A 26592-nucleotide genomic window follows, 5' to 3' on the forward strand; every position below is an offset into this window, starting at 1 on the left:
TTGCCCCGTCCCTTGGGTCTCGGGGGCGGGGCCCCGGGGGCGTCGCGGGCGCATCGAGTTTCTATGGTTCTCATGGCTTCGTACTGTCGAACATCGAAAGGAGTACCAGATGCTCAAGATCAAGAAGTACCAGTTCTGGTTCTGCCCCTGCACGCAGGACCTCTACGGCGACGCCGTGCTCGAGCACGTGCAAGAGCACGCCAAGGAGGTTGTGGCCGCGCTCAACGCGTCCGAGGTCGTGCCGTACGAGATCGTGCTCAAGCCGAACCTCATCACGAGCGACGTCATCCAGAGGACGTTCAATGCCGCGAACGCCGATGACGAGTGTGCCGGCATCATCACGTGGGCGCACACCTTCTCGCCGGCGAAGTCCTACATCCACGGCCTACAGGACCTTCGCAAGCCGCTGTGCCAGTTCGCGACACAGTACAACGAGGAGATCCCGTACGACACGATCGACATGGACTTCATGAACGAGAACCAGGCGGCGCACGGCGAGCGCGAGCTCGGGCACATCTTCGCCCGCATGCGCTGGACGCACAAGGTCGTCTTTGGCTTCTGGGCCGACCCCGAGGCCCAGGCCGAGCTCGGTGCCTGGCAGCGCGTTGCCGTGGGCGTGAACGAGAGCCGCAACATTCGCGTCTGCCGCTTCGCCGACACGATGCGCAACGTGGCCGTGACCGATGGCGACAAGATCGAGGCCGAGGTCAAGTTCGGCTGGACCGTCGACGCGTGGCCCGTCAACGAGCTCGTCGCGTACGTCGATGGCGTTGCTCAGGCCGATGCCAAGGCTCTGGCCGACGAGTACTACGACCTCTACGACATCGTGCTCGACGGACGCGACCCCCAGGAGTTCCGCGCCCACGTGGAGGTGCAGGCGGCCCAGGAACTCGGCATCGAGCGCTTCCTGGAGGAGCATGACTACAATGCGTTCTCCGACCACTTCGGCGATCTCGGCGGCCTGAAGCAGCTGCCGTCTCTGGCCATCCAGCGCCTGATGCAGAAGGGCTACGGCTTTGGCCCCGAGGGCGACTGGAAGACCCCCGCAATGGTGCGCCTCATGAAGATCATGACGGCCGACGACCTTCACGCCAAGGGCTCCGCCCTCATGGAGGACTACACGTATAACCTCGTGCCGGGCAAGGAGGGCATCCTCGAGAGCCACATGGCCGAGGTCGACCCCTCCGTGGCCGACGGCAAGGTCGCGATTCGCGCCACGCCGCTGTCCATGGGCGAGCGCGAGGACCCCGCGCGCCTCATCTTCACGGCCAAGACCGGCCCGGCCATCGCCACTTCCCTCATCGACCTGGGCAACCGCTTCCGTCTCATCATCCAGGACGTGGACTGCAAGAAGGTCGAGAAGCCCATGCCCCTGCTGCCTACCGGCACCGTGTTCTGGACCCCACGTCCGGACCTCAAGGTGGGCACGACGGCCTGGATCTACGCGGGCGGCGCGCACCACACGGCCATGTCCTACGACCTCACGGCCGACCAGATGATTGACTGGGCAGACGCGATGGGCATCGAGTCCGTGGTCATAGACGCGAGCACGAACCTGCGCGACTTCGCCCGCGACCTCAAGCTCGGCGAGGTGTACTACCGCTAGAACCGGGACAGCGCCACGTAAACCTGGCCGCGTTCCCGCCCCCCCTGCGGGGGCGCGGCCAGCCGTGAGGAGAAACATGGACACGATTACAGACCAGGCTCGTGCCGCCGTCGAGGCCGGTGACACGACGCTGGGCATCGAGTACGGGTCGACGCGCATCAAGGCCGTGCTAATCGACGCCGACCATACGACCCTTGCCACAGGTACGTTCGACTGGGAGAACTCGCTCGTGGACGGTTACTGGACCTACGCCGAGCAGGAGCTTCTCGACGGGCTCGCGGCGGCGTACGCGTCGCTCAAGGCGGACGTGCGTGAGTGCTATGGCGTGGTCCTGCAGCGCGTGGGCGCCCTGGGCGTCTCGGCGATGATGCACGGCTATCTGCCGTTCGACGCGGACGGGAGGCTCCTGGTGCCGTTTCGCACGTGGCGCAACACCACCACGATGCGCGCCGCGTCCGAGCTCTCGGAGCTGTTCGAGTTTCACGTGCCCGAGCGCTGGAGCGTCTCCCATCTCTACCAGGCCATCCTTGACGGCGAGGAGCACGTGGGCCGCGTCGCCTCCTTCACGACCCTGGCCGGCTATGCGCACGAGAAGCTCTGCGGCGAGCACGTCCTGTCCGTGGGTGACGCTTCAGGCATGTTCCCCATCGACGCCACGACGCGCGCCTATGACGCGGACATGATCAAGAAGTTCGACGTGCTCGCCGCCCAGAGGGGCATGGAGTGGAAGGTGGAGGACCTGCTGCCGCGCGTGCTCGTGGCCGGCGAGCAGGCGGGCACGCTCAGCGAGGCGGGCGCGCTACTGCTCGACCCGTCAGGTGACCTTGCCGCAGGCTGCCCGCTTTGCCCGCCGGAGGGTGACGCCGGCACCGGCATGATCGCGACGAACTCCGTGGCCCCGCGCACGGGCAACGTCTCGGCGGGGACCTCGATCTTCTCGATGGTGGTGCTCGACCATCCGCTCGCGGACGCGACGCGCCCCGAGATCGACCTCGTGACCACGCCGGTCGGCGACCCGGTGGCTATGGTGCACTGCAACAACTGCACCTCGGACATAAACGACTGGGTCGACCTGCTCTGCGAGTTCTCGCATCTGATGGGCGCGGACGTGAACGCGGGCGACGCCTTCACCGCCCTGTTCAACAGCGCGCTCGCGGGCGACAAGGACGCGGGTGGGCTCGTGTCGATCCCGTTCGTCTCTGGCGAGACGGTCATGGGTGTGCAGACGGGCTACCCGCTCATGGTGCGCCAGCAAAACGCGCGCTTCTCGTTTGCGAACTTCATGCGGATGCACCTCATGGCAGCGTTCGGCGCGCTTGCGGCCGGTAACGAGGCCCTGCGTGAGGAGGGCGTGGCGATCGACAAGCTCTACGGGCACGGTGGCATCTTCAAGACGCCAAAGGTCGCGCAGAGCCTTTTGGCCGCGGCGCTCAACGCTCCCGTGACCGTCATGGAGACGGCGGGCGAGGGGGGTGCCTGGGGCCAGGCAGTGGCTGCCGCCTATCTGCTCCGCCGCGAGAAGGACGAGAGCCTCGCAGACTATCTGGGCAACAAGGTATTCTCTACCATGAAGGGCGCTACGATTGAGCCCGATGCGGACGACGTGGCCGGCTACGCCACGTTTCTCTTGGCGTTTCGACGTGCCAACGAGGTCGAGAAGGCCGCCGAGCGTTCATTTGCATACTACTATGATGCGTGACACTAACACGATGAAAGGCGGGTTCCCATGCTCGAGGAGCTGAAGGAAAGGGTCTACGAGGCCAACATGGACCTTCCCAGGCACGGCCTGGTGGTGTTCACCTGGGGAAACGCCTCGGAGCTCGACCGGGAGCGCGGGCTGTTCGCCATCAAGCCCTCGGGCGTGAGCTACGATGCGCTCCGCCCGGGGGACATGGTCGTCTGCGACCTCGACGGCAGGGTCGTGGAGGGGGCGCTCGGCCCGTCCTCCGACACGCCGACGCACGCGTGGCTGTACCGCGCGTGGGGAGACCGCGTGGGCGGCATCGTGCACACCCACTCGGCCGCCGCGGTGGCCTGGGCCCAGGCCGGTCGCGACGTCCCGGCGTACGGCACCACGCACGCCGACTACTTCTACGGGCCCGTCCCCTGCATGCGCGGCCTCACGAGGGGCGAGGTCGAGGGGGCCTACGAGCTCAACACCGGCAAGGTGATCTGCGAGGGCTTCGAGGAGCGCGGCATCGACCCGGCGGCCGTGCCGGCCGCCCTCGTGCGCAGCCACGGCCCGTTCGCGTGGGGCTCCGACGCCGCCGAGGCGGTCTACCACGCCGTCGTGGTCGAGCAGGTCGCCGAGATGGCGCGAGACACCGAGGCCCTCTCGCCTCATGCGGGCCCCGCGCCCCAGTACCTGCTCGACAAGCACTACCTGCGCAAGCACGGGCCCGACGCGTACTACGGGCAGCACATGGCGTAAGGCCACCTGCGCGACAGGCTTCCCTCAACCGTTTAGAAGCTAAACTCTACCACTTGCAAAAAAGAGTTTAGAAACTAAACAACCAGTAGTTACCATTCGGGTACATGCTGGCCCCGTTGAAGGAAGGGGATGACCGTGAATCCGGTTCTATCTGTTCTTCTCACATTGCTTTACATTGGGTTTGTCGTCTATCTCGTTATAAAGAAATACAATTCCGTATTTGTTTTTTTGAGCTCTGGAATCGTCGTATTTCTCTTGGTCGCGCTCTTTACGGGAACGTCAGTCATGGGGGACGAGACGACCGGCAGCGTCGTCATCGACGCGTTCATCTACGCCAAGAATGCTTTTTCAACCAATATGAGTGGTGTTGGTCTGACGCTCATGATGGTTACGGGCTACTCCATGTATATGTCGCACATTGGGGCTTCCACAAAGCTCGCGTTCCTCGCTACGAAGCCTCTTTCGAAAGTTCATAACTCTTACTTTGTATTAAGTTTCATGTTTATCATCGGTACCGCTCTCAAGCTCGTTATCCCCAGCGCCTCCGGACACGGGATGCTCTTGATGTCCATTGCATTTCCCATTCTGACATCGCTTGGTATCAGCCCGCTCTCTGCGGCGACGGCCGTAGTCATGGGTAGTTTCATCGATTGGGGCCCCAATGACTCGAGCGCAATCTTTGCCGCCGAGAAGGTCGTGGGCATCCCAATGATTGACTACTTCCTCAAGTGGCAGCTGCCAGCCTGTCTTATTCTGATTGCCGTGTGTGCCGTTTTCTTGCCCATCTGGCTCGCTAGGTGTGACAAGAGAGACAAGCACGAGGGGACGTCCGAGCTTCAGGGCAAGGTCGTCGAGGATACCAGCTGCCCGACATGGTATGCGCTGTTCCCCGTCGCGCCCATTGTGCTCATTGTGGTGTTCGCTTTTATTCCAACCATCAACCTTGATGTCACCACGGCGAACCTCCTCTGCCTTATCGTCGTGTTCTTTGTTGAGCTAGCCCGCAGGCGCTCTAAAGAGATTACAAATGACATGTCCTTTGTCATGAAGGCCATGGGGACCTCGTTCGCGAGCGTAGTCTCAATTCTCGTGGGCGCGGCGGTCTTCGCAAAGGCCATCGAGATACTTGGCGGCATGTCAGTCATTTCCGGCTTCCTCGCGTCTGCCTCTGGTGCGCCGATTCTCGTGGTCGCGGCCATGTCCCTCGTCACCTTCTTCGGTGGGTTTGTCATGGGATCGGGCAATGCGTCGTGGTATGCGTTTGGCCCCCTCGTCCCGTCCATGACGGAGCAGATGGGCATCGCGACGCAGTCCGTCGCGCTACCGATGCAGCTCGCGACATCTATGGGACGCAGCATGTCGCCCGTCTCCGCGGTCATCATCTCCGTTTCTGGTATGGCCGGCCTTGACCTTCAGGAGCTCTCACGTAGTTGCATGGTGCCTGCGGCGGTCATGTTTGGATGCAATATCGTCATCTCTTATTGCATCGGAACGTTTCTTTAGGCTCGGCGTTCATCTCTAGGAGTCCGCTAGGTCCCCTGGGGGACGGAGACGTTGATAGAAAGGTGAAAAAATGAGTTATGCATACAATTTCGATGAGGGTGTCCGGCGTCGTGGCACCGATGCAAAAAAGTACGATCCCTCGCTTTGCCCCGACGATGTTCTGCCCTTCTGGATTGCCGATACGGACTTTCAAAGCCCGATTGAGGTCACGGAGGCACTCCGCGAGCGGGTTGAGGTGCTCCACTACGGCTACCCCTATATCGACGATGCCTTTGAGAAGTCGGTTGCACGCTGGTATAAGGTTCGCCACAATACCGACCTTGATCCCAGCCTCATTGACTTCTCGCCCTGCGTCATTCCCGCGATGATCTGGTTCGCCAAGGAGTTCTCGAGCGAGGGCGACAAGGTCGTGCTCCAGTCGCCTGTATACCCCCCGTTCCACGCGCTTGTCAAAAACAACGGCCGCCAGATTGTCTACAACCAGCTCAAGCTTGAAGACGGTAGGTATGAGATCGACTTTGAAGACCTTGAGCGCAAGCTCGAGGACCCGGCGGTCAAGATTCTTTTTATCTGCAACCCGCAGAACCCAACGGGACGCATCTTCACCCGAGAAGAGCTTACGCGAATGGGCGAGATGTGCATTGCCAATAACGTCATGATCGGCGTTGACGAGATCCATGCCGACATATGCTTCGATAAGGTGCCCTTTATTCCATTCTGTTCAATTTCTGATGATTTTTCCCACCACAGCGTGACGTTTATCAACCCGGCCAAGACGTTCAACGTCGCCGGCTTTCGCACGGCCGCCTGGTTCACTCATGACAAGGGGATCTATCGCCGCATGATGAACCAGCAGAGCTATGCTAAGGGCATGGGTCGCAGCATCTTTGGTACCGTTGCTGCGCAGGCCTGCTACAACCATGGGGATGAGTATGCCGATCAGGTGCTCGCCTACCTCAACGAGACCAAGAACGAGATTGTCCCCTACATCAACGAGAGCATTCCTGGGATTACGGCCATTGAGCCCGAGGCCTGTTTCATGACATGGCTCGACTGTCGAGAGCTCGGCTTCGAGACCCAGCAGGAGCTCGGGGACTTTATGTTCAAAGAAGCAAGGGTCCTGCTCAATGATGGCGCCTCCTTCGGAGATGACGGCAAGGGATTCATGCGCTTCAACTTTGCCGCGCCGCGCCACGTTGTGCGCGAGGGGCTCGAGCGCATCCGCACGGCTGCTGAAGGGCGGGCAAGCTGATTCCCGGACGCTTCCGCAGCCCCCTCAGGGCTCATTGTTTCGCGGCGCTATGTCGGTGCGGGTCGTTTCTATTGGACTCGCACTGACACCTAAGGAGGTGTCAGGGCCAACCATGAATGAGAGTCTAAGGAAAGAAATTCGCTCTGGCGAGGTGTTGGCTGCTATAGAGAGCGCGGACGGAAGGGAAGTTTGGCGGACGTCAAAGAGTCCCGTTGGCACCTTGCTCCGCGCGTATCTCGCGCACGAGCTCGATGAGCGTGAGCTTAAGGGTGGTGTGCTTTATGCCAATCAGCTTGGGCTCGCACTAGCCCTTTTTGCCAAACGCGCTGGCGTCACACAGTGCGTGGCGGCAAAGCTCTCGGACCCGGGCCAGCAAAAGCTGAGGGAGGAGGGGGTTGCGGTTATCTTTGATAGGCGCATAAAGCTTGTCCGCTCGTCAAAGAACCCAGAAATCGTCTGTCCCATCGAGGCGGCACTCGTTGATGCCAAAGAAGATGTCGGTCGATGGGAGTTCCTCGAGGTTCGTTTTGGGAGCAATGAGCGCGCAGCTGCTGAGTCAGAGGCTCGGATTTGTTGAGGATGAGCCTATGTTGAGGATGAGCCTATGGCTCAAAAAACAATCGTGATGCATGGGCGAAACGTCATTGCCAGCAGTGCCGTTTCGCCCATGTTCTTGCCAACGAGCCTAGCCGTTGATCTCGGCTAGGAGCTTGAAGAGGAGGACGACCGACGGGCAACGCGCTGACGCTGCACGTCCCGACGCACCGAGAGCCAGTAGGTAAGCACTGCAAAGGTAGTGTCAATGTCTTCTTGTGAAAAAGCCTCTCGAACCCGACTCATCGATTCGGCAAAGTGGACGGCATCGTATGCCTTGTGAGCCTCATTGAGGCGCATCCCCTTGTCGGTGATCTGAAGGGGCTGGCTATTGCCGTTGCCCGGGGCTGAGGAGGAGGGGAGCCGCTCTATAAGGCCCTTGCCCGTTAACTTGCTAAGAAGCTGCGATATGGCCCCCTTCGTCCTCCCGTAAGTGTATGAAAGGCTAGTGACGGTAACGTTGTCATGCTCGGCGATGTATTTGAGCAGATGGACCTCGGTTGAGGTATATAGCTCTCCTGTTCCGTAATCCTGCGGAACGCGAGTTGACATGTAGAAGGCTGAGACTTGGTGAAGGATGTCAACGGCTTCAACATCGCCTATTCCCTTGATAAAAGGCACGTTGGTCATGCAGGGACCTGTCTGTAGGGTGGCTTTTCTTCGTTCTCACCCATTATAAGCGAGCGCATAGACTGTGCAGTGAATGAGGTAGGGAGTATGACAAATGTGACCTGCCATGGCGGGCGCCTAATCCCCAGCATGGGCCCGCTGCCTGAAAGCTGGGCTGGGGAGCGACGCTCATGGACGCGTGGCCCATGTGTGACAAGATGCTAGGAGCAGGTCACCATGGGGCCCGGAGGGACGCTTCGATCTCTCAGATGACAAAAACGACTCAGTCTGGGCCTCGGCTCCGGTCGTCCCCTTTCATAGAAAAAAGCTATGTCCAGCAAGAGACGTTAGGTACTTCCTTTTAGATGGCCCCACGGTCACACTGGTCTGCAACAAAAGCCGCGGTAGAGGGGGTCCCATGGACAAGCCGGCAGCACCGCTCAGGTATGACATCGTCGGAAGCTTCCTGAGGCCGAAGGCGCTCAAGGACGCTCGCGCCGCGCGCGAGGCCGGGACCCTCATGCAAGAGGGGCTCACGGCCATCGAGGACGAGGAAATTGCACACCTCATCGAGAGGGAGCACGAGGCAGGTCTGCACGCCGTGACCGACGGAGAGTTCCGCCGTCGCTGGTGGCACCTGGACTTCATCTCCGGCCTTAAGGGCATTACGGTCTACGACTTTGAGACGGCTAGCTTCGGCGTCAAGAAGATGATGCAGTCGACCTACGTGAGCTCGCCGCTCTCCTTTGACCCCAATCACAAGTTTCTCGCCGACTTCCGGCGTACCAAGGCCCTCGCCGAGAAGGTCATCGGCCCGGACGCCCTGGTCAAGCAGATCATCGCGGGCCCCAACATGATCACGCTCGACTCGGTCGTGCTCTCGAAGCAGTACGCGGCCAATCCCGTCTACGCCAGTCTCGACGAGCTCCGCCGCGACCTGGGACGCGTCTACCAGGAGGCCATCTAGGCGTTCTATGACGCGGGTTGCTGCTACCTGCAGCTCGATGACACAAGCTGGGGAGCCCTGTTCCCCGAGAGGTTCCGTGAGAAGATCTCCGAAGCTGGCTACGACCCCGACGAGCTCGTGGACGTGTTCGGGGACATCAGCGAGGCGGCGCTCGAGGGCCGTCCGGCCGACATGGTCATCACGACGCGCATGTGCAAGGGCAACTTCATGAGCCACTGGCTCTACGACGGTACGTACGAGGTCATAGCGCGTCGCCTTCTGGGCGCGCGCGGCTTCGATGGCTTCTTCCTTGAATATGACGACGAGCGCTCCGGCAGCTTCGAGCCGCTGCGTCATCTGTCCGTCGACACGGACCAGCGCGTGGTGCTTGGTCTGGTGACGACCAAGACCGACGCCCTCGAGGATCCCGCCGCTCTGTGCGCTCGGATTGACGAGGACGTGAAGGTGGTGCCCCTCAAGCGCCTGTGCCTCTCTCCGCAGCGTGGCTTCTCGTCCACCGAGGAGGGCAACAGCATCGACCCCCAGACTCAGTGGAAGAAGCTTGCCCTGGTCAGCGAGGTAGTCGAGTCCGTCTGGGCCGACGCGGATGCGTAGCGTCTAGAGAGAGACGCCGTGGCTCTTTGCTCGTGCGGAGGGACTCCGAACGCTACTCCTCAACGTTCTGCCCGGTGAGAAACTCGCGCATGACAGGGAGCTCGAACCCAACCCTGCCCGCTCCGCGAAGTCCGATGAGTCCCTGTTCGAGCAGGCGATTCTTGTACTGCGTAGTGTACGAGTTTGATCTCTTGAGGCGCTCGGCCACCTCTGGGACGGAGCTATCCACCTGGTCCTGTGCCATGGCGTGCAGGAATCTCTTGTCCATGGCGGAGAGCTCCTGGTAGCTGGGAAGCAGGATACGGGACTTCATCTCTTCCTTTGCGAATACCATTCCTCTTTGGGCGGCCTCCTCCTCAATCTAACTGTCTCCGACGCCTTCCTCCCAGACGCGAAATCCAACGAGCTGCATCATGAAGGGGAAGCCGTCTATGACCTCGACCGCCTCGGTGATGGTCTTCTCGCTGATTGAGCGAGAAGAGTGAGCAAAGGTGTCCTTCAGGGCTTTCTCAATCTCAAAATCGGCAATTCGCCCTAGGGCTATGGTCTGGGCCCGCCGGAGGAAGGAGACCGACTTGTCTTTGAGCAGGGCAGATGTGTTATGGGGCAGGCCAGCCATGAGAAGAGCGACCTTGCGTCCCTCGCGCACAAAGAGCTGATACGTCGAGACGAGCTGGACGAGCTCGTTGAGCTTGGGCGTTATCTCGTCGATGGTAAAGAGAAGTCCCGCGTTCTGCTTCGAGAGGTCATCGAGAAGAGCATTCATTCGTGTGCGCCAGTTGGCTTTTTCGACCTTGTCGCGCATGACTCCGACACCAAGAGGCCCTACGCTCAGACTGGCCAGATGAGTCTTATTGTCCTTCTCGTCAACATCGTCAACAAGGTGTTGCGCACGCAGGCGTGACTGCTCGTAAGCATCCTCCAAAAGACCGGGAAGAGAAACAAGATCGACCGCGATCCAGCCATATTGCTGGGCGCGTCCTTCGATGAGGGTAAGAAGCGCGGTCTTCCCCGTGCCGCGCGCTCCCGAGATGAGGGAGGGAGGCAGGGCCTGCGCGACGTCGACTGAAGAGCCCGGTCGAATTCGCGGATGAGCTGGTCGCGTCCGGCCATGACGAGGGGCACTTCGCCAAAACTTGGCGTGAAGGGGTTCTCCTTTGCGCTCTTGTATACCATGGCTCCCCTCCTTTGTAAGGCTCCTTGATTTCTTTTATACCCGTTGATTTCTTTTATCGGGAACGTGTGGAGGCGGCGTTCTTGCAGCTCTAGGGGGACATTTCTGTGTGAGCGGCGTCGAGCGCTCCGATGAGGGGCGTGAGGGCATCGAGGTCCGCGCTTATGGTGGTCATGACCACCAGAACATAGGGCCCGCTTGCCGAGAAGACCACACCGGCATCGTTGGTGGCGGAGATGTCGTATTCGTCCTGTGGGTACCAGCCGGCCTTGCTCCACACCTCGCGGGGGCCGTCCTCGCGCAGGAGGTCACCCAGAGGGCTGTAGTTGGTACGGCCGAGATAGTCCGTGAGCTCGAGGGCACCCGGCTCGCCCGATGTCCCAAAGCGCCAGATTTCCTGCCAGACTACGGCCAGCTCCTGGGCCGAGATGCTCGGATACTGGTGGTCGAGCGCGTTCGCGCCGGCCTCGGGAGCCCCGTGCTCGATGAGCCAGGAGGAGAACGCGGTAAGTCCATAGACAGTGAACAGGGCGTCATAGGCGTCGTTCGACGAGTCAACGAGGCACTCCTCTATGAGCTCCCTGGACACCTCCCCGCGCGTGTCCTCGTCCTCAAGGAGCATCGTGCAGTACGCGGCCTTGATGCAACTGGCCGGATAGCGCCACGTGTCGGCGTCATAGGTAAGGCCTCGTCCCGTCTCGAGGTCAAGGAGTACGACTCCCAGTTCCGTGCCGTCCTGCGTGAGGGAGGCGATCTCCTCGTTCACAAGCAGGAAGGCGTCCGTCTCTAGAAAGCTCTCATCCGCCGTCACGGTGACGCCGCTCTCCGACGTGGTCGTGACGGCGGAGTCGTTCCTCTCGGGAGCAATCGAGCGGTCGAGGACCTCGGTGCCGGCGATGGCCGAGTCAGAGGCCTTCTCGTCGTCGGGCAGGAGGGCTCGGGGGGTGGAGAGGAGCAGGACAAGGGCCGCCGCGGTGACGACGAGGACACCGAGCAGCACGGCCGCCGACGTGCGCGTGGTGCGGTGAGCGCCCCGGGGACGTCTCACGCTACCCCTCGCGCGAAAATGCGAACGTCGTCCGGGAGCGATACGGCCGCTCGGGGCCAAAGACGGGCTGTGCGAACGACGGATGGTGGATGGCGTCGGGGAAGAACTGCGTTTCCATGCAGACCGCGTCGTGGTCGTGATAGGTGACGCCGCCCTTGCCGCTCTCGCCCTCGATGTAGTTGGCGGTGTAGACCTGCAGCCCCGGGGTGTCCGTGATCACGTCCATCGCTATGCCGGTGAGGTCTCCCGTGAGCGTGGCCACGCGGCGGGCGTCACCCACGCAGACGCCCCGGGCGTTGTGCGTCCATCCGTCGAGTACGAAGTTGTGATCGTAGCCGCGGGCAGCCTCGAGGGCGGGGAAGCCCGTGCCCACACCCTCCGCAAGAACGCGCGGCTGGCGCAGATCGAGCGGGGTCCCCGCGACGTCGAGCACCCTGCCCGTGGGGACGAGCGCGTCATCCGCCTCGGTGTAGGAGTCCGCCGCGACCTGGAGCGCGTGGTTGAGCGCAGTTCCCGAGGCGTGGCCGTTGAGGTTGAAGTAGCTGTGGTTCGTGAGGTTCACGATCGTGGGGGCCGTCGGCGTGCCGGCATACGTGATGGCGAGCGCGTCGTCATCCGTGAGCTCGTAGGTGACGTGCAGGTCAAGCGCCCCCGGAAACCCCTGGTCGCCATCAGGGCTCTTCAGGTGAAGGTCGATGCGCCTCTCGGCAAGCCCTGCGAGCTCCCACCTGCGGTGGCTCCAGAGGTCCGGCCCGCTGTGCAGGCTATTCCCGCGCTCGGTGGCGGCGAGCTCGTAGCTCCGGCCGTCCAGCTCGAAGCGCGCGCCCCTGATGCGATTGGCATGGCGACCCACGACGGCCCCGAAGTTGGGGGCGTTGACGGCGTAGGCGCCCGCCCCGTCGTAGCCGAGCACCACGTCGAGAAGGCCATCCGTCCCGTCGGGCACGCGCAGGGACACGAGGCACGCCCCAAGGTCCGTGACGTCAGCCGTCATGCCGTGCGCGTTCGCGATGCGCCAGAGGTGCGCGTCTTGGCCGTCGGGCATCGTTCCAAAGAAGACCTGCTGCATGATGGGGTCCTTTCCCTGTTTTCGGCTCATTCCATGATAGCTTTCAGGGGGGATGGGGACGAGAATCGCACGTGCGATTCCAAGGTCGGCTTTATCGGCTATTGACGGTTGTTGGCGGTTGTTGGCGAGTTCCGTCCCGTCTAGAATCTCTTGAAAAACATTTATGTACGACTGTACTCATACCTAAAAAGGTAAAAACGGGAACGTGAGACCAGCTGGCTGGTGTTTCTCAAGATGTTCTAATATTTATGTATGTTTGGAATCTACGTAAATAATAGAATCTCTTATTGAAGGGTCTGAAGGGTCTGAAGGGTCTGAAGGGTCTGAAGGGTCTGAAGGGGCCTCGAGGAACCAGAGCCCGCCGCGCGAGCCGAGCCGTGAGACGCTTGAGCCTGATGCGGAACCTCTCGCGTGAAGATATCGTGCGTCCCTCTCATTACTACACAGATTGTGCAATACTACCCAATCTGTGTAGTAACCGACTTACCGAGAAAGAGGGGATCGGATGCGGGACTGCGCACTCAGCACCGACCGGAGGAGCCTGCGCACCAGGCAGGCACTGCGTCACGCCCTGGCCGAGGAGATCGACGCCACAGGGGACCTCAGCCGCGTCACGGTGACCGCCGTGACCGAGTGCGCCGACGTCACGCGGCGCACGTTCTACTCACACTTCAAGGACATCCCTGACCTCGTGGGCCAGATAGAGGAGGAGACGCTCGCGGAGCTGCGCGCCCCTCTGACTCGCCTGTCCCAGTGCCACCTTGACGACCTGCGCTCCGCGCTCGACCACGGTGCTCCCGCGCCCGGTGCCGAGGAGATTCTCGCCTGCGTGCGCGACCGCGGCGACTACCTGCGCCCGCTTCTGGGCAACGGAGGAGACCCCGCCTTCGTGGTGCGCATCAAGGCCATGGTGCACGAGGTCATCGCGCAGCGCGCGCTCGACGGGCTCGACCTGCGCGCCCTGGGCCCCTTCTTTGACTACTACCTTACCTTTGCCATCTCCGCCGAGGTGGGCGTTCTTTTGCGCTGGCTCGAGGGGGGGCTGCGCGAGGGCGTGCCCACCATGGCGCGCCTCATGACCGCCCTCATGTTCGTGCGCCCCGGCGACCTCTACGACAATCCCATCAACCTTGACATTCCGAGCTTCGCCCTTGCGGCCATGTGCTCCGAGGAGGCAAACTAGCATGAGCAACAACGCTACGTCCATTCAGGCCGAGAAGGCCGCCTCGCGTCCTCTCGAGCTCAGGCAGGAGGGCGCCGAGCTTCTGCCCGCGCGCCCCACGGACTTCTCCCACGCGCACCTGCGCTTGGGTATCGACGTGGGCTCGACGACCGTCAAGCTCGCCGTCATCGACGATGCGAACAACCTCGTCTACGCCAACTACGAGCGTCACCACACCGACGTTCGGGCCACGGCCAAGGAGCTCTTCGCCCGTGCCCGCGAGGCCCTGGGTGAGGCCCCAATGCGCGTCTCCGTCACCGGCTCGGGCGGCATGCTGCTCGCTCAGTGGCTTGACCTCGAGTTCGTTCAGGAGGTCATCGCCTCCAAGCGCGCCGTCGAGGCACTCATCCCGCGGACCGACTGCGCGATCGAGCTCGGTGGCGAGGACGCCAAGATCATCTACTTCGACAACGGCATCGAGCAGCGCATGAACGGCACGTGCGCCGGCGGCACGGGTGCCTTCATCGACCAGATGGCCTCCCTGCTCAAGACCGACGCGTCCGGTCTGAACGAGCTCGCCAAGGGTGCCACGCAGATCCACCCCATTGCCAGCCGCTGCGGCGTCTTTGCCAAGTCCGACGTCCAGCCGCTGCTCAACGAGGGCGCCGCCCCGGCCGACATTGCCGCGTCCATCTTCCAGGCCGTGGCCAACCAGACCGTCAGCGGCCTGGCCTGTGGCCACCCCATCCGCGGCTACGTGGCGTTTCTCGGAGGGCCGCTCCAGTATCTCTCCGAGCTGCGCCATCGCTTCTACGTCACGCTCAACCTGGACGAGGAGCACATCGTGGTGCCCCCCAACGCCCACCTTTTTGTGGCCACGGGCGCGGCCCTTGCCGGCGAGTCCGACAAGTACGTCACGTTCGGCGAGGTCATCGACATGCTCGAGAACCTCAAGGACACGCAGGGCTCCGAGATTGCCCGCCTGGACCCGCTCTTTGCGACCGAGGCCGACTACCAGGAGTTCAAGGACCGCCACGACCAGCAGGTCGTGCCCAAGGGCGACCTGACGACCTACCACGGTCGCGTGTTCATCGGTCTGGACGCCGGCTCGACCACGATGAAGGCGGCCGTGGTCGGCGAGGGCGGCGAGCTTCTCTACACCTGGTACGGCAACAACAACGGCGACGTGCTCGGCACGGCGCGCACCATCATGGACGACGTCTACGACCACATGCCAGCCGACTGCACCATCGGCCACGTGACCACTACGGGCTACGGAGAGCAGATTCTCATCGAGGCCCTACGCGCGGACTCCGGAGAGATCGAGACCGTGGCCCACCTGCGCGGCGCCAAGGCCTTCGTGCCCGACGTCGAGTTCATTCTGGACATCGGCGGCCAGGACATGAAGTGCCTGCAGGTCAAGGATGGCGTCATCGAGCACATCATGCTCAACGAGGCGTGCTCGTCGGGCTGCGGCTCCTTCCTGGAGAGCTTCGCGGTCTCCATGGACATGTCGGTCCAGGAGTTCGCCAAGGTCGCCGTGGGCGCCAGGGGCCCCGTTGACCTGGGAAGCCGCTGCACCGTCTTCATGAACTCCCGCGTCAAGCAGGCGCAGAAGGAGGGCGCGACCATCGGCGACGTAGCGGCGGGCCTGTCCTACTCCGTCATCAAGAATGCCCTGTTCAAGGTCATCAAGCTGCGTGACTTCGACGAGATCGGCACGTACTGCGTGGTCCAGGGCGGCACCTTCATGTCCGACGCCACCCTGCGCGCCTTCGAGCTGCTCACCGGGCGCGAGGTCATCCGCCCGGACATCGCCGGCACCATGGGAGCCTACGGCGCGGCGCTTCTCGCCCGCGACCGGGCCGGCACCGACGGCGTCTCTGAGCTCCTCTCCAAGGACGAGATTGACAACCTCCAGGTCAAGCAGACCAACGCGCACTGCGGTCTGTGCGCCAACAACTGCCTGCTTACCATCAACAACTTCGGGCACGGCCGTCGCTTCATCACGGGCAACCGCTGCGAGAAGGGAGCGGGCGGGTCGCGCAAGTCCAAGAACGACGCCCCCAACCTCTTCGACTTCAAGAACAAGCTGCTCTTTGACCGTCCCGTGCTCGACGCGGACACGGCCCCGCGCGGCACCGTGGGCATCCCGCGCGCGCTCAACCTGTACGAGAACTACCCCTTCTGGCACGCGTTCTTCACCAAGCTGGGCTTCTCGGTGGTCCTGTCCGACCAGACGTCGAGCAAGACCTACGACGCCGGCATCGAGTCCATGCCGTCGGAGTCGGCCTGCTACCCGGCCAAGCTCAGCCACGGCCACATCATGAACCTGCTCAAGAAGGACCCCGACTTCATCTGGATGCCCTGCATCCGCTGGGAGCGCCAGGAGGACGACGGCGCGACCAACCACTTCAACTGCCCGATCGTCATGAGCTACCCGCAGGCGCTGGGCCTGAACGTGGACGAGCTCTCCGCTCACTCGGTCGAGTACCTGGCCCCCTTCCTTCCCTACGACAAGAAGAGGGAGCTCAAGCGTCGCCTCTACGAGGTTGTGAGCGAGCAGCGCGAGAAGGACGCCGCCCAGGGCAAGGGCCGCTTCAAGGGCGAGCACATCACGCGCGCCGAGATCGACGCCGCCGTGAACGAAGCCTGGGAGGCCGACCTCGAGTTCAAGGATGCCATGCACCGCAAGGGCGACGAGGCCCTCGCCTGGATCGAGGGGCACGACGCCCACGGCATCGTGCTCGCGGGGCGTCCGTACCACAACGACCCCGAGATCAACCATGCCATTCCCGAGCTCGTGCACTCCTTTGGCTTTGCCGTGCTGACCGAGGACTCGATCGCTCACAAGATGGAGCCCGAGCGGCCCATCCGCGTGGTCGACCAGTGGATGTTCCACTCTCGGCTCTATCGCGCGGCGCGCTTCGTGGCCAGCCGCAACGACCTGGACCTCATTCAGCTCTTCTCGTTTGGCTGCGGCCTTGACGCCCTGACCACCGATCAGGTCCAGGAGATTCTGGAGGCCTCCGGCAAGATCTACACCGTGCTCAAGATCGACCAGGTGAGCAACCTGGGCGCCGCGCGCATCCGCGTCCGCTCCCTCATGGCCGCCCTCTCCGAGCAGCGGGCCGAGCTCGAGCGCCAGACGCGCGAGGGCGAGGCACACGAGGTCGAGCCCATCGGCGTGCACCTGGCCGACGGCTCGCTCGAGCGCGCTCGTGCCACCGACACCGCCCGCCGCGCCCCGGTCTACCGCAAGACGACCAGTGCCGCGTTCGAGAAGGTGCGCTACACCCAGGACATGCAAAAGGCCGGCTACACGATCTTGGCCCCGCAGATGTCTCCGATTCACTTCGAGCTCATCGAGGAGCTCCTCAAGAACGAGGGCTACAACGTGGTGCTGCTCCCGTCCGTGGACCAGGGGGCCGTGGAGGCGGGCCTCAAGTACGTCAACAACGACATCTGCTACCCCTCCATCCTGGTCACGGGCCAGATCATGGAGGCGGTCCTGTCCGGCAGGTACGACCTCTCGCACACGGCGGTGCTGATCTCCCAGACCGGCGGCGGCTGCCGCGCGACCAACTACATCGCTCTCATCCGCAAGGCGCTCAAGGATGCGGGTCATCCGGAGGTTCCTGTCATCTCGATCTCGGCCGCATCCGGCCTGGACGAGGACAACCCCGGCTTCAACATCTTCAAGCCGGAGCTCATCTTCAAGACGCTCTATGGGCTGCTCTACGGCGACCTCATCATGCAGCTGCTCTACCGCGTGCGCCCCTACGAGGCCCAGCCGGGCTCGGCCGATGCGCTCTACGAGCGTTGGATGGCCGAGGCCAAGGGCCTCATGCTCACGGCCACCCGCAAGCGCTTCTACGAGCTCTGCCAGCGCACGATTGACGCGTTCGACGCGCTGCCCCTGCTGGACGACCGCTCCAAGCCGCGCGTGGGCGTGGTCGGCGAGATCCTGGTGAAGTTCCACCCCACGGCCAACAACCAGCTGGTCAAAGTCATCGAGCAGGAGGGCTGCGAGGCCAACGTGCCGGGGCTGGTTGACTTCTTCCTCTTTGGGCTCACCAACGCGATCAACACCAACCGCGAGCTGGGCACCAAGGCCAAGAGCCGCGTCACGCACATGGCGGGCATCAAGCTCATCGAGGGGTATCGCGCGCCCATCAACAAGATGCTCGAGAAGTCCGCGCGCTTCGAGGGCTATCCGGACATCTTCGACCTGGCTGCCAAGGCCGAGAAGGTCCTGTCCCTGTGCAACACCATGGGCGAGGGCTGGCTTCTCACGGCCGAGATGTGCGACCTCATCGAGAGCGGCACGCCCAACATCGTCTGCGCGCAGCCCTTCGCGTGCCTGCCCAACCACGTGGTGGGCAAGTCCGTGATCAAGCGCCTGCGTCAGATGCATCCCGAGAGCAACATCGTGGCCGTGGACTACGACCCCGGTGCCTCCGAGGTCAACCAGCTCAACCGCATCAAGCTCATGATCAGCGTGGCCAAGGAGAACTTCCGCAACAACCGCGAGGGTGGGTTCCGGCTCGAGAACCCCAGCGATCCCGTGACCAACGAGGCCGTGATGCCGACGATGACCGCCGGGCATCGGCGTCGTCGCGGCGAGCTGGGGGACGCCATCGTCAACGAGGGTGGCGTCGGCTCGCACGACCGCTTCGGCGGCGACTCGATCCGGCTCTCGCCCGAGCAGCTCGCCCACCTCGAGGAGGTCAAGCGCCGCGTCGGCGTGAAGTAGGGCCGACAAGCACCGCGCTCTTGCTGCGGCGCTGTGGGGACGGGGTCCCTGCGGCGCCGCTCTTCTCGTCCCGCGTCCCGGCTCCGCCCCGCCTCCCGCCCCGGCTCACCTCCCGGCTCCGTCCCGCCTCTCTGTTCATAGTGCACCGAGGACCAGATTCGCCCTCGGTTCGTCCTCGTTTGCGTCGTCCGTGCACTATGAGTCGTGGGAGGGACGAGGGCGCCCTGTGATTCGAGGTCGTTTTTGTGGGGAATCGCCCGTGTCCCCGATAACGTCCGGCCGTGGCACTCCGGCGCCCCATGGGCGCCTCATGGGCTCATAGTGCGCATGCGACCGAACTAGGCTGAGAATCGTCCCTGTTCGCGTTATCCGTGCACTATGAGCGGGGTTGGCAGGCGGTAGGGGGCAGGTGGCAGGCGGCAGAGTCTCTGGCAGCCTCGCTCGGATGGGTCGATCTGAGCGCGAACCCGAAGGCTTACGTGAATTAATTGTAAATACAAATTAGTAATGCTATATTTGGCAGTAGTCGGATGGTGCATGCGCTGGGACCGCCTGAAGGGAATGCCATGAAGAACGACAAGCAGGTCGCGGAGATCGTCGAGATCAACAAGAAGGTTCCGTGCGAGAAGTCCGTGCACCAGCAAATCGACATCATGCAGGCATACACCGACGCCCACCGTGTGAACTCCGGCGCCTCGACCGTTCGCCGGGAGATCGAGTGCCTGAAGGCCATCTACCCGATCACGTTTCGTCACGTGGAGGAGAGCGACCTCGTCGTCGGTCGTACCGACGTGCTGCCGGTCGGCTTCGGGTGCGTCACATCGGTCGGTGGCGTCGGCCACTACTGCACCTTCTCGAAGCTGAACGCCCTGCGCAGCCAGACGGACGACCCCGCCGACCTCTCGCGCCTTGACGCGATCGAGGCGTACTGGGACGACAATGACACCCGCTCCATCTTCTATGAGGAGGCGCTCACCCCGGACACCTTTGGGAAGTTCGTCGACGGCAAGTACGGTGCCGTCGTGACCGCCCGTCTATCGGGCACGATGCTCAACTACGGGATGCTGGTCGAGCTCGGCATCCCCGGCCTCCTCGAGAAGATCGAGGCGAGCAGGGCCGGCCACCCCGAGAGCAGCGAGTTCTACGACGTCATGGGCGAGTGCGTCGGACTCCTGGCGAAGGTCGTCCGCCATCACGTTGGCCTGTGCGAGGAAGCCAAGGTCGGTGCGGGCGCGACGCGCATCGCCCAGCTCGACCGGGTGGAGGACGCCCTCTCGAACCTCCTCGTCCGGAAGCCGGAGACCCTCATCGAGGGCATCGAGCTCTGCTGGCTCTACACCCTGATCGCGGGCGTGGTGAACTACGGCCGCGCAGACGTCTACCTGGGCGAGCTGCTCTCCCATGACCTGGACGAGGGGATCCTCACCGAGGACGAGGGCCTCCAGGTGATCAAGTCCTGGTTCCTCCTCATCGACGCCCGTCACTCCAACGTGAACGGACGCGTGATCGTCGGGGGCAAGGGGCGCCCGAACCCCCAGGCGGCGGACCGATTCGTCCGCTTGGCGATCGAGGCCGTCCGGCAGAACCGGACGGTCGAGCCCCAGCTCACCCTCCGCTGTTACGAGGGCATGGACGATGGCATCTACCAGCAGGCGCTCGAGTGCATCGGCACCGGTTGCACCTACCCGATGCTCCTCAACGACGAGGCGGTCATCGCCCAGGTCAGGAGCGCACTGAACGTCGGCGAGGAGGCCGCCCGGAACTACGTGCCCTTCGGCTGCGGCGAACTCGTCATCGACCATGCGAGCGTCGGCACACCGAACGCCCTCGTCAACGTGCTCAAGATGCTGACCATCTCCCTCAACGGGGGGATAGACCCCTTTGACGGCGTAGACCGGTCCAATGGCGTGGCGCTTCTTCCGCCCAGCGAGATGCACTCGTTCGAGGACGTCTTCAACCAGTATGCGGCGCTGCTGGAGAAGTACTTCGATGACTGCGCGAGGCTCCACTGGCATTCCTACGAGGTCATGAACGACCAGTGCGACTTCCTCCTGACCTCGCTCCTCACGGACGACTGCCTCGATAACGGGAAGGCCGTGCTCAAGGGTGGCGTCCGCTTCCTCGGCGGGACAAACGAGACCTACGGCAACATCAACGCCGCCGACTCCCTCACTGCCATCAAGAAGGTCGTCTTCGACGACGGCGCCTACACGCTCGACGAGGTCGTCAAGGCCGCCGCCGCGAACTTCGAAGGCTACGACGGCCTGCGCCAGGCGCTTCTCGACGCCCCGAAGTACGGCAACGACGACGCCTGCGCCGATGGGATGGCCACTCGTCTCCACGACTTCATATGCAAGACCGTCCGCTCGACCGGCGAGGCGGCCGGCTTCCACAACTACGGGACCGTCCTCATCAACAACCAGGTGAACACGGAGTGGGGACGCAAGACGGGCGCCAGCACGGACGGGCGCCTCTCGGGCATGTTCATGAACAACGGAAACAACCCCCAGTCCGGTGCGGACCACAACGGCCCCACGGCCATGCTCAACTCCCTGCTCAAGCTCAGGCTCGGGGACCACGCCGGATCCGTGCAGAACATCAAGTTCTCGAAGGGCATGTTCGCGACGAAGATGCCGGTCCTCCGTGCGCTCTTCGAGTCCTACTGGCGTCGTGGCGGCTCGCAGCTCATGGTCTCGGTCGTGGACCCCGGCGAGCTCGAGGACGCGCTCGTCCACCCCGAGCTTCACGAGAACCTGCTCGTCCGCGTGGGCGGCTTCTCTGCGCGCTTCGTCGCCCTCGAGCCGGACGTCCAGCAGGAAATCCTCGCGAGGACGCTCAACGAGTAGGCAGGGCGAAGGCGGAGAGGGGCGGGCGGGGGCGGACGACATGGCCCTGGTGTTCGACATACAGCGCTTCTGCGTGAATGACGGGCCGGGCATCAGGAGCACGGTCTACCTCAAGGGCTGCCCGCTCCGCTGTCCCTGGTGCCACAACCCGGAGTCGAACCTCGCGCGCCCGCAGCTATCCTACGTTGCCAGAAGGTGCACGGGGTGTCGGCGCTGCGGCGAGGTGTGCCCCCATGGGGTGCACTCCTTCGAGGGTGGCGTCCACCAGGTGGATTTCGAGCGCTGCGTCGCCTGCGGAAGATGCGTCGAGGCATGCCCCGCCGACGCCCTGGGCATCTATGGCAGGGAAGAGGACGTCGAGAAGATCATTGGCCAGCTTGCTGCCGACGAGGACTACTACGACACCTCGGGTGGGGGAGTGACCATCTCGGGTGGCGAGGCGATGAGCCGCTACGAGGATGCACTCGCCATCGCTCGTGCCGTCAAGGAGCGGGGCTGGCACCTCTGCCTCGAGACGAGCGGCTATGGGTCTAGGGAGCGCTTCAGGGAGATCGCGAAGTACGTCGACGTCTTCCTCTTCGACTACAAGGTGACTGGCGAGGATGCGTACCGCAGGGTCATCGGAATGTCGGAGGAGATGGTCCTGGGAAACCTTGCCCTGCTGGAGGAGCTGGGCGCCACCGTCATCCTCCGCTGCCCCATCATTCCCGGCTATTCCGACGACGTGGCCCACTTCCGCAGGATTGCCGAGCTCAGCCGTCTCTCCTGCGTCGACCACGTGGAGCTTCTCCCCTATCACGACCTGGGGATCGGGAAGGCGAGGAGCATCGGATCGGCGCGGTGCCTCGAAGGAGTGACCGTTCCCGCCGCATCTGACGTCCGCTCGTGGATTGCCGCAGTCGAGTCCTTTGGTGGGGCGGACATTCGCGAGTCGTAGTCGCCTGTCTTGTGTTACTACAAATTTGTAAAGACTGGTTTTTACAACTGGGCTTTGCCTCGGCATGCGGCTTGACGTTCCCGAGTGATGCTTCGTGGGTACGGCGATGGGATGGGTGACATGAGCAAGCACGAGGACGTGTATCGAGACCTGAGGAAGAAGATCCTCAACGGCAGCTACGCCACCCGGAGCGCACTCGAGAGCGAGGAGGTCCTCAGCAAGCGCTACGGCGTGTCGCGTCCGACCTTGCACAAGGCCCTCGACGCCCTCAAGCGAGACGGTCTGGTGCACAGTCGGCAGGGTGCCGGCATCTTCGTGAATCCCTCCGAGTTCTTCATCCAGAACAACCTCACCACCCTCTCGGAGCGCTACGCGGGAGAGGGCGTCGTCATCACCAGCGAGGTGCTGCTCCTCGAGACGGTGCCTTCTCGCGACATGGGCGAGATGTTCCAGATCGATCCCAGCGACCCCCTGATTCACTACCTTCGCCTCCGCCGCGTGGACGGTCACCCGAAGTCCCTCGAGGAGACCTACATGCCGAGCTACCTCTTCCCGAGCTTTGAAGAGGAGTGTCTGCAGGGGTCGATGATCCACTACATCGAGGACGTCTGCGGATACTCGATCAGCCACGTCAACAAGAGGATCAAGCCCGTCATCGCCGAGGGGGAGACGGCATCCCGCCTCGAGGTGCCCGAAGGCACGGCGATGCTCCAGGTCAATCACTCCGTCTACCTGCTCCGAAGCGTCATGGTGCAGTACACCGTCGAGACGACGCTCGACTCGAGCATCTCGGTCACCTCCGTCCGCTAGGACTCCGGAGGGCGCGGGCCGCCAGGGTGAAAATACTAAGCAAAATTAGTATTTACAAGTTAGTAAGCATTAGCTACTATCTCAATTAGCCGGACAATAGGCAGATTGATCTGTTCCGTGGCGTAACTGTCGAGAATGGAGTGGGAATGAGCAAGAAGGTAGTTGCCATCACGTCGTGCATCACGGGGATCGCGCATACGTACATGTGCGCTAAGGCCCTCGAGGATGCGGCAGGCGAGCTCGGTTACGAGATTCACGTCGAGAAGCAAGGAGCCTCGGGTACGGAGGACGAGCTCACCTTCGAGCAGATCGCCCAAGCCGACGCCGTCGTCTTCGCCTGCGACAAGGCCGTCGACGAGTCCCGCTTCGCGGGCAAGGACGTGCTCAAGGTCACCTGCGACGCGGGCATCAAGGATCCCAGGGGTGCAATCGAGCGGGCCATGGCGAGGAAGGGCACCGAGCGGATAAGCGCCGGGGATGTCACCGCCAGGCGCTTCTCCGACGAGGGCAGGTCCAATGCCGCCTCTGGCGCGGCGACCATCTTCAAGCACGTGATGAACGGCGTCTCGCACATGCTTCCCATCGTCGTTGCCGGCGGCATCCTCACCGCTCTGCGCTACGCGTTCGGATCCACCATCACGGACGGCAACATCGTCTGGGCCTTCGAGGCCGAGGGCTCCCTGCCGTACTACATCAGCCAGATTGGTGCGACCTATGGTCTCGGCATGATGATCGCCGTCCTCTCCGCCTTCATCGCCGACTCCATCGCCGATCGTCCGGGCTTCGTTCCCGGCCTCATCGGCGGCCTCATCGCCGGCAGCATCCAGGCCGGCTTCATCGGCGGCATCCTCGCCGGTCTTCTCGCCGGATACGTCACCCTCTACCTCAACAAGTGGATTCAGCTCCCGCCGGCGTTCGCGGGGCTCAAGCCGATCCTCATCCTGCCGCTGCTGTCCACGCTCGTCGTCGGGTTGGTCATGTACTACGTGGTCGGCACTCCCGTCGCGCTTCTCACCGCCGCCATCACCAGCCTGCTCTCGTCCCTCAACGGTGCGGGGAACGTCGTGCTCGGCATCATGTGCGGCCTGCTCTACTTCGACCTCGGCGGGGCCGTCTCGAAGGTTCTGTACGCGTTCGCCATCGGCATGCTCGACACGGGTGTCTATGGGCCCATGGCCGCCGTCATGCTCTGCGGTATGGTCCCCCCGATCGGCATGGCCCTTGCCACCCTCATCAAGCGTGACCTCTGGAACGACGACGAGCGCGACTCCGGCAAGGCCGCCGCTCTGCTCGGCTGCTCCTACATCACCGAGGGCGCAATCCCCTTTGCCACGAGCTATCCGCTGCAGGTCCTTCCGGGCTGCATGATCGGTGGCGCCGTCGCAGCCGTGATGTCCCTGCTCATGGGCATCGAGTGCACCGCTCCCCACGGCGGGATGTTCCTACTCCTTATTCCCAACGTCATCAACAACATCGGCGGATTCCTCCTGTGCCTGGCCGTCGGGTCGATCGTCTGCGCCCTCATCGTTGACGGCCTCATGACGATGCGGCGCAACAAGGACAAGGTCGCTGCCTAGGGTTCGTCACTCGCACGACTCGTCTGAGGGAGCCCGGGAGCAATCCTGGGCTCTCCCCGTCTGTCCGAGGTCGGGGGCCCCTGTGGCATGTCCGCTGCTCCCATCCTGCTCTTCGGGCTCATAGTGCGCATGCGACCGAACTAGGCTGGGAATCGTCCCCGTTCGCGTCATCCGTGCACTGTGAGCGGAATCGGCAGGCGGCGGGTGTGGTTCCTGGTGCGATGGCCGACATCGTTGTCCACATCCTTGGGAAAGGAGGTGGAATCGACATCGTGTGGCCTCCACACGTCGTTCTTGGCGCAGCGATGACGGCGATGACAAGGTCAGGGCCTAGGCCCCAGCCCCCTGGCAACCCTTGGAGTGGATGTCGGGCCTGTGCGCCGCCTTCAGGCGACAAGGACCCGGAGGTCGTGGACGGCTACCCGCAGCGCCCAGTCGCCAAGGCGGTATCGGGCGTAGAATTTTCCTCTTGACCTACGGTGACGCCGGATCGGACGAGCGAGGAGCCCAGGTTCGTGCCGCCGTTCCAGCCCAACGCGCGGCACGCCGAACGCCGTGAGGATCCGTGCGAGCCTCCATCGATGGATGACGTCGGCAAACGAGAAGCGCACGACGGCATCGACCACGCTGGTGAGCCGGGATTCGCGCAGGCGCTCGTCGGAGAGGACGTCAATCGCGTCCCTGCCGGCAGTCATGCTCGGGTTGCGATACTTCTCGCGCCCATCGAGCTCGCCCGCAATCAGCCGCCCTGACTCGGTGCGCCACATGAAGTCGACGCGGAACCGACTGCTCCGCTCAACCGGGTCAGCCACCTCCACCTGCAGCTCCGGCGTCTGAAATCCCAGCTCGAGCATGACGGCGCGGGCGATTGACTCCCCGCCATTCTCGCTTCTGCCGTCTGCTGCCTCGAGGGTGCGCAGGGCATGGCGCCTGCCTGGGCGATGACGGGTGAGCGCGTCCACTTGGACAACGAGCTCTCCTGGGGTGAAGCCAAGCCTGAGCACTGAGTCTGCAAGTGCCAGCCCCTCCTCGAAGTCGAGGTAGCGCAGGCAGTCGGCGACGGTCTGCCAGAACAATGTCACCCTGATGCCACGCACCTCGCCGCCTCGGTCGCCCTCGACCGAAACCCGGGCATAGCGTCCGTGGCTACGGGTCCGATGTCGACTCTCGACGGCGACGCAGATGCTCTGGAGCCGCCGGTGCGACACCTGCAGGCCGTAGACGAGGGCGGCGCTCGTGAGGCCGAAGGTCCAGCGTGGATGCATGGTCGCGGTCGCCCTCAGCTCCTGACCTGCCCGCTCGATGGGGGTGAGGCTCGCCCAGTGGGCGGGTCGTGCGAAGGCGCCGGGAACGGGCTGGATGACGCCGCCCCTCCGCTGCAGCGCACGCAGCCGGCGCCGATCGAGGCGGTCGCGAGGGACGAGGAGGCGGTGCTCGCACTCGGCTTCGTCGAGGTCTGCCGCCAGCGCCTGCTGGACATTCCTGCTCATAGCGCACCTCCATGGAAGGCAGTCGCGAGGCTGCCTGGAATGGTATGGGTGGGGGTCGTCCGAGTGTCGCACCCGGGAGGCAGTGCCGGCGTTTCGATTCGAGGGGCGGTCGTCTCTCTCGGCGAGGGGGCATTCCCTATTCCGCCTCATAGTGCACATGTGCCCGG

20 protein-coding genes are annotated in these 26592 nt (G+C 63.2%); 14 read left to right on the forward strand and 6 right to left on the reverse strand.

Annotation, left to right across the window (positions count from 1 at the left end; all coding sequences use genetic code 11):
- Positions 1–109 precede the first annotated feature (109 nt).
- The 6 genes from araA to INP52_RS01220 all read left to right on the forward strand — a co-directional run bounded on the left by araA (position 110) and on the right by INP52_RS01220 (position 7369).
- Positions 110–1606 carry an L-arabinose isomerase gene (gene araA, locus INP52_RS01195; RefSeq protein WP_194371678.1) on the forward strand — a complete coding sequence of 499 codons (1497 nt, stop codon included), beginning with the start codon at positions 110–112 and terminating at the stop codon, positions 1604–1606.
- Between the two features lie 76 nt (positions 1607–1682).
- Positions 1683–3305, forward strand: a complete 1623-nt coding sequence (locus INP52_RS01200) for a xylulokinase (RefSeq protein WP_194371680.1) — start codon at positions 1683–1685, stop codon at positions 3303–3305.
- A gap of 27 nt (positions 3306–3332) precedes the next feature.
- The gene (locus tag INP52_RS01205; protein WP_194371682.1) at positions 3333–4037 is read left to right on the forward strand and encodes an L-ribulose-5-phosphate 4-epimerase; all 705 of its coding nucleotides are present in this window, start codon (positions 3333–3335) and stop codon (positions 4035–4037) included.
- 129 nt (positions 4038–4166) lie between these two features.
- Positions 4167–5540, forward strand: coding sequence for a C4-dicarboxylate transporter DcuC (dcuC, locus tag INP52_RS01210; protein ID WP_228478357.1), 1374 nt, complete (start codon positions 4167–4169; stop codon positions 5538–5540).
- A gap of 70 nt (positions 5541–5610) precedes the next feature.
- Positions 5611–6792 carry a MalY/PatB family protein gene (locus INP52_RS01215; RefSeq protein WP_194371685.1) on the forward strand — a complete coding sequence of 394 codons (1182 nt, stop codon included), beginning with the start codon at positions 5611–5613 and terminating at the stop codon, positions 6790–6792.
- Positions 6793–6904: 112 nt separating this feature from the next.
- Entirely contained in the window at positions 6905–7369 is a 465-nt protein-coding gene (locus INP52_RS01220) for a DUF1893 domain-containing protein (RefSeq protein ID WP_194371687.1), read from the forward strand.
- 125 nt (positions 7370–7494) lie between these two features.
- On the opposite strand, the gene INP52_RS01225 is transcribed toward INP52_RS01220, so the two are convergent.
- Entirely contained in the window at positions 7495–8016 is a 522-nt protein-coding gene (locus INP52_RS01225) for a MarR family winged helix-turn-helix transcriptional regulator (RefSeq protein WP_194371689.1), read from the reverse strand.
- Positions 8017–8413: 397 nt separating this feature from the next.
- On the opposite strand from INP52_RS01225, the gene INP52_RS09845 reads away from it, so the two are divergent.
- Both INP52_RS09845 and INP52_RS09850 read left to right on the forward strand, forming a co-directional pair.
- The gene (locus tag INP52_RS09845) at positions 8414–8962 is read left to right on the forward strand and encodes a uroporphyrinogen decarboxylase/cobalamine-independent methonine synthase family protein (protein WP_228478358.1); all 549 of its coding nucleotides are present in this window, start codon (positions 8414–8416) and stop codon (positions 8960–8962) included.
- A 123-nt stretch (positions 8963–9085) separates the two neighbouring features.
- Positions 9086–9556 (forward strand): uroporphyrinogen decarboxylase/cobalamine-independent methonine synthase family protein, encoded by a 471-nt coding sequence (locus tag INP52_RS09850; RefSeq protein WP_228478359.1) that lies wholly within the window; start codon positions 9086–9088, stop codon positions 9554–9556.
- A gap of 52 nt (positions 9557–9608) precedes the next feature.
- Here INP52_RS09850 and INP52_RS01235 read toward each other — a convergent pair whose 3' ends face one another.
- The 4 genes from INP52_RS01235 to INP52_RS01250 all read right to left on the reverse strand — a co-directional run bounded on the left by INP52_RS01235 (position 9609) and on the right by INP52_RS01250 (position 12847).
- Positions 9609–9869: a hypothetical protein gene (locus tag INP52_RS01235; protein ID WP_194371691.1), complete on the reverse strand. Its 261-nt coding sequence runs from the start codon at positions 9867–9869 to the stop codon at positions 9609–9611.
- Positions 9870–9917: 48 nt separating this feature from the next.
- On the reverse strand, positions 9918–10361 hold the full coding sequence (locus INP52_RS01240) for a hypothetical protein (RefSeq protein ID WP_194371693.1): 444 nt from the start codon (positions 10359–10361) through the stop codon (positions 9918–9920).
- Positions 10362–10821: 460 nt separating this feature from the next.
- The gene (locus INP52_RS01245) at positions 10822–11778 is read right to left on the reverse strand and encodes a serine hydrolase (RefSeq protein WP_194371695.1); all 957 of its coding nucleotides are present in this window, start codon (positions 11776–11778) and stop codon (positions 10822–10824) included.
- A 1-nt stretch (position 11779) separates the two neighbouring features.
- On the reverse strand, positions 11780–12847 hold the full coding sequence (locus INP52_RS01250; RefSeq protein ID WP_194371697.1) for an aldose epimerase family protein: 1068 nt from the start codon (positions 12845–12847) through the stop codon (positions 11780–11782).
- 505 nt (positions 12848–13352) lie between these two features.
- Between INP52_RS01250 and INP52_RS01255 the strand changes: the two genes are divergently transcribed.
- The 6 genes from INP52_RS01255 (at position 13353) to INP52_RS01280 (ending at position 24935) form a co-directional block, all read left to right on the forward strand.
- Positions 13353–14030 carry a TetR/AcrR family transcriptional regulator gene (locus INP52_RS01255; RefSeq protein WP_194371699.1) on the forward strand — a complete coding sequence of 226 codons (678 nt, stop codon included), beginning with the start codon at positions 13353–13355 and terminating at the stop codon, positions 14028–14030.
- A 1-nt stretch (position 14031) separates the two neighbouring features.
- On the forward strand, positions 14032–18765 hold the full coding sequence (locus tag INP52_RS01260; RefSeq protein WP_194371701.1) for a 2-hydroxyacyl-CoA dehydratase: 4734 nt from the start codon (positions 14032–14034) through the stop codon (positions 18763–18765).
- A gap of 566 nt (positions 18766–19331) precedes the next feature.
- The gene (locus tag INP52_RS01265; protein ID WP_194371703.1) at positions 19332–21611 is read left to right on the forward strand and encodes a pyruvate formate lyase family protein; all 2280 of its coding nucleotides are present in this window, start codon (positions 19332–19334) and stop codon (positions 21609–21611) included.
- A 40-nt stretch (positions 21612–21651) separates the two neighbouring features.
- A complete protein-coding gene (locus INP52_RS01270) occupies positions 21652–22548 on the forward strand; it encodes a glycyl-radical enzyme activating protein (RefSeq protein ID WP_194371705.1) in 897 nt (298 codons plus the stop codon).
- Between the two features lie 120 nt (positions 22549–22668).
- Positions 22669–23358: a GntR family transcriptional regulator gene (locus tag INP52_RS01275; RefSeq protein ID WP_194371707.1), complete on the forward strand. Its 690-nt coding sequence runs from the start codon at positions 22669–22671 to the stop codon at positions 23356–23358.
- A 146-nt stretch (positions 23359–23504) separates the two neighbouring features.
- Positions 23505–24935, forward strand: a complete 1431-nt coding sequence (locus INP52_RS01280) for a PTS fructose transporter subunit IIC (protein WP_194371709.1) — start codon at positions 23505–23507, stop codon at positions 24933–24935.
- Between the two features lie 386 nt (positions 24936–25321).
- Here INP52_RS01280 and INP52_RS01285 read toward each other — a convergent pair whose 3' ends face one another.
- Entirely contained in the window at positions 25322–26425 is a 1104-nt protein-coding gene (locus INP52_RS01285) for a hypothetical protein (RefSeq protein ID WP_194371711.1), read from the reverse strand.
- Positions 26426–26592 lie beyond the last annotated feature (167 nt).

The sequence above is a fragment of the Thermophilibacter immobilis genome (assembly GCF_015277515.1).
Lineage (GTDB): Bacteria > Actinomycetota > Coriobacteriia > Coriobacteriales > Atopobiaceae > Thermophilibacter > Thermophilibacter immobilis.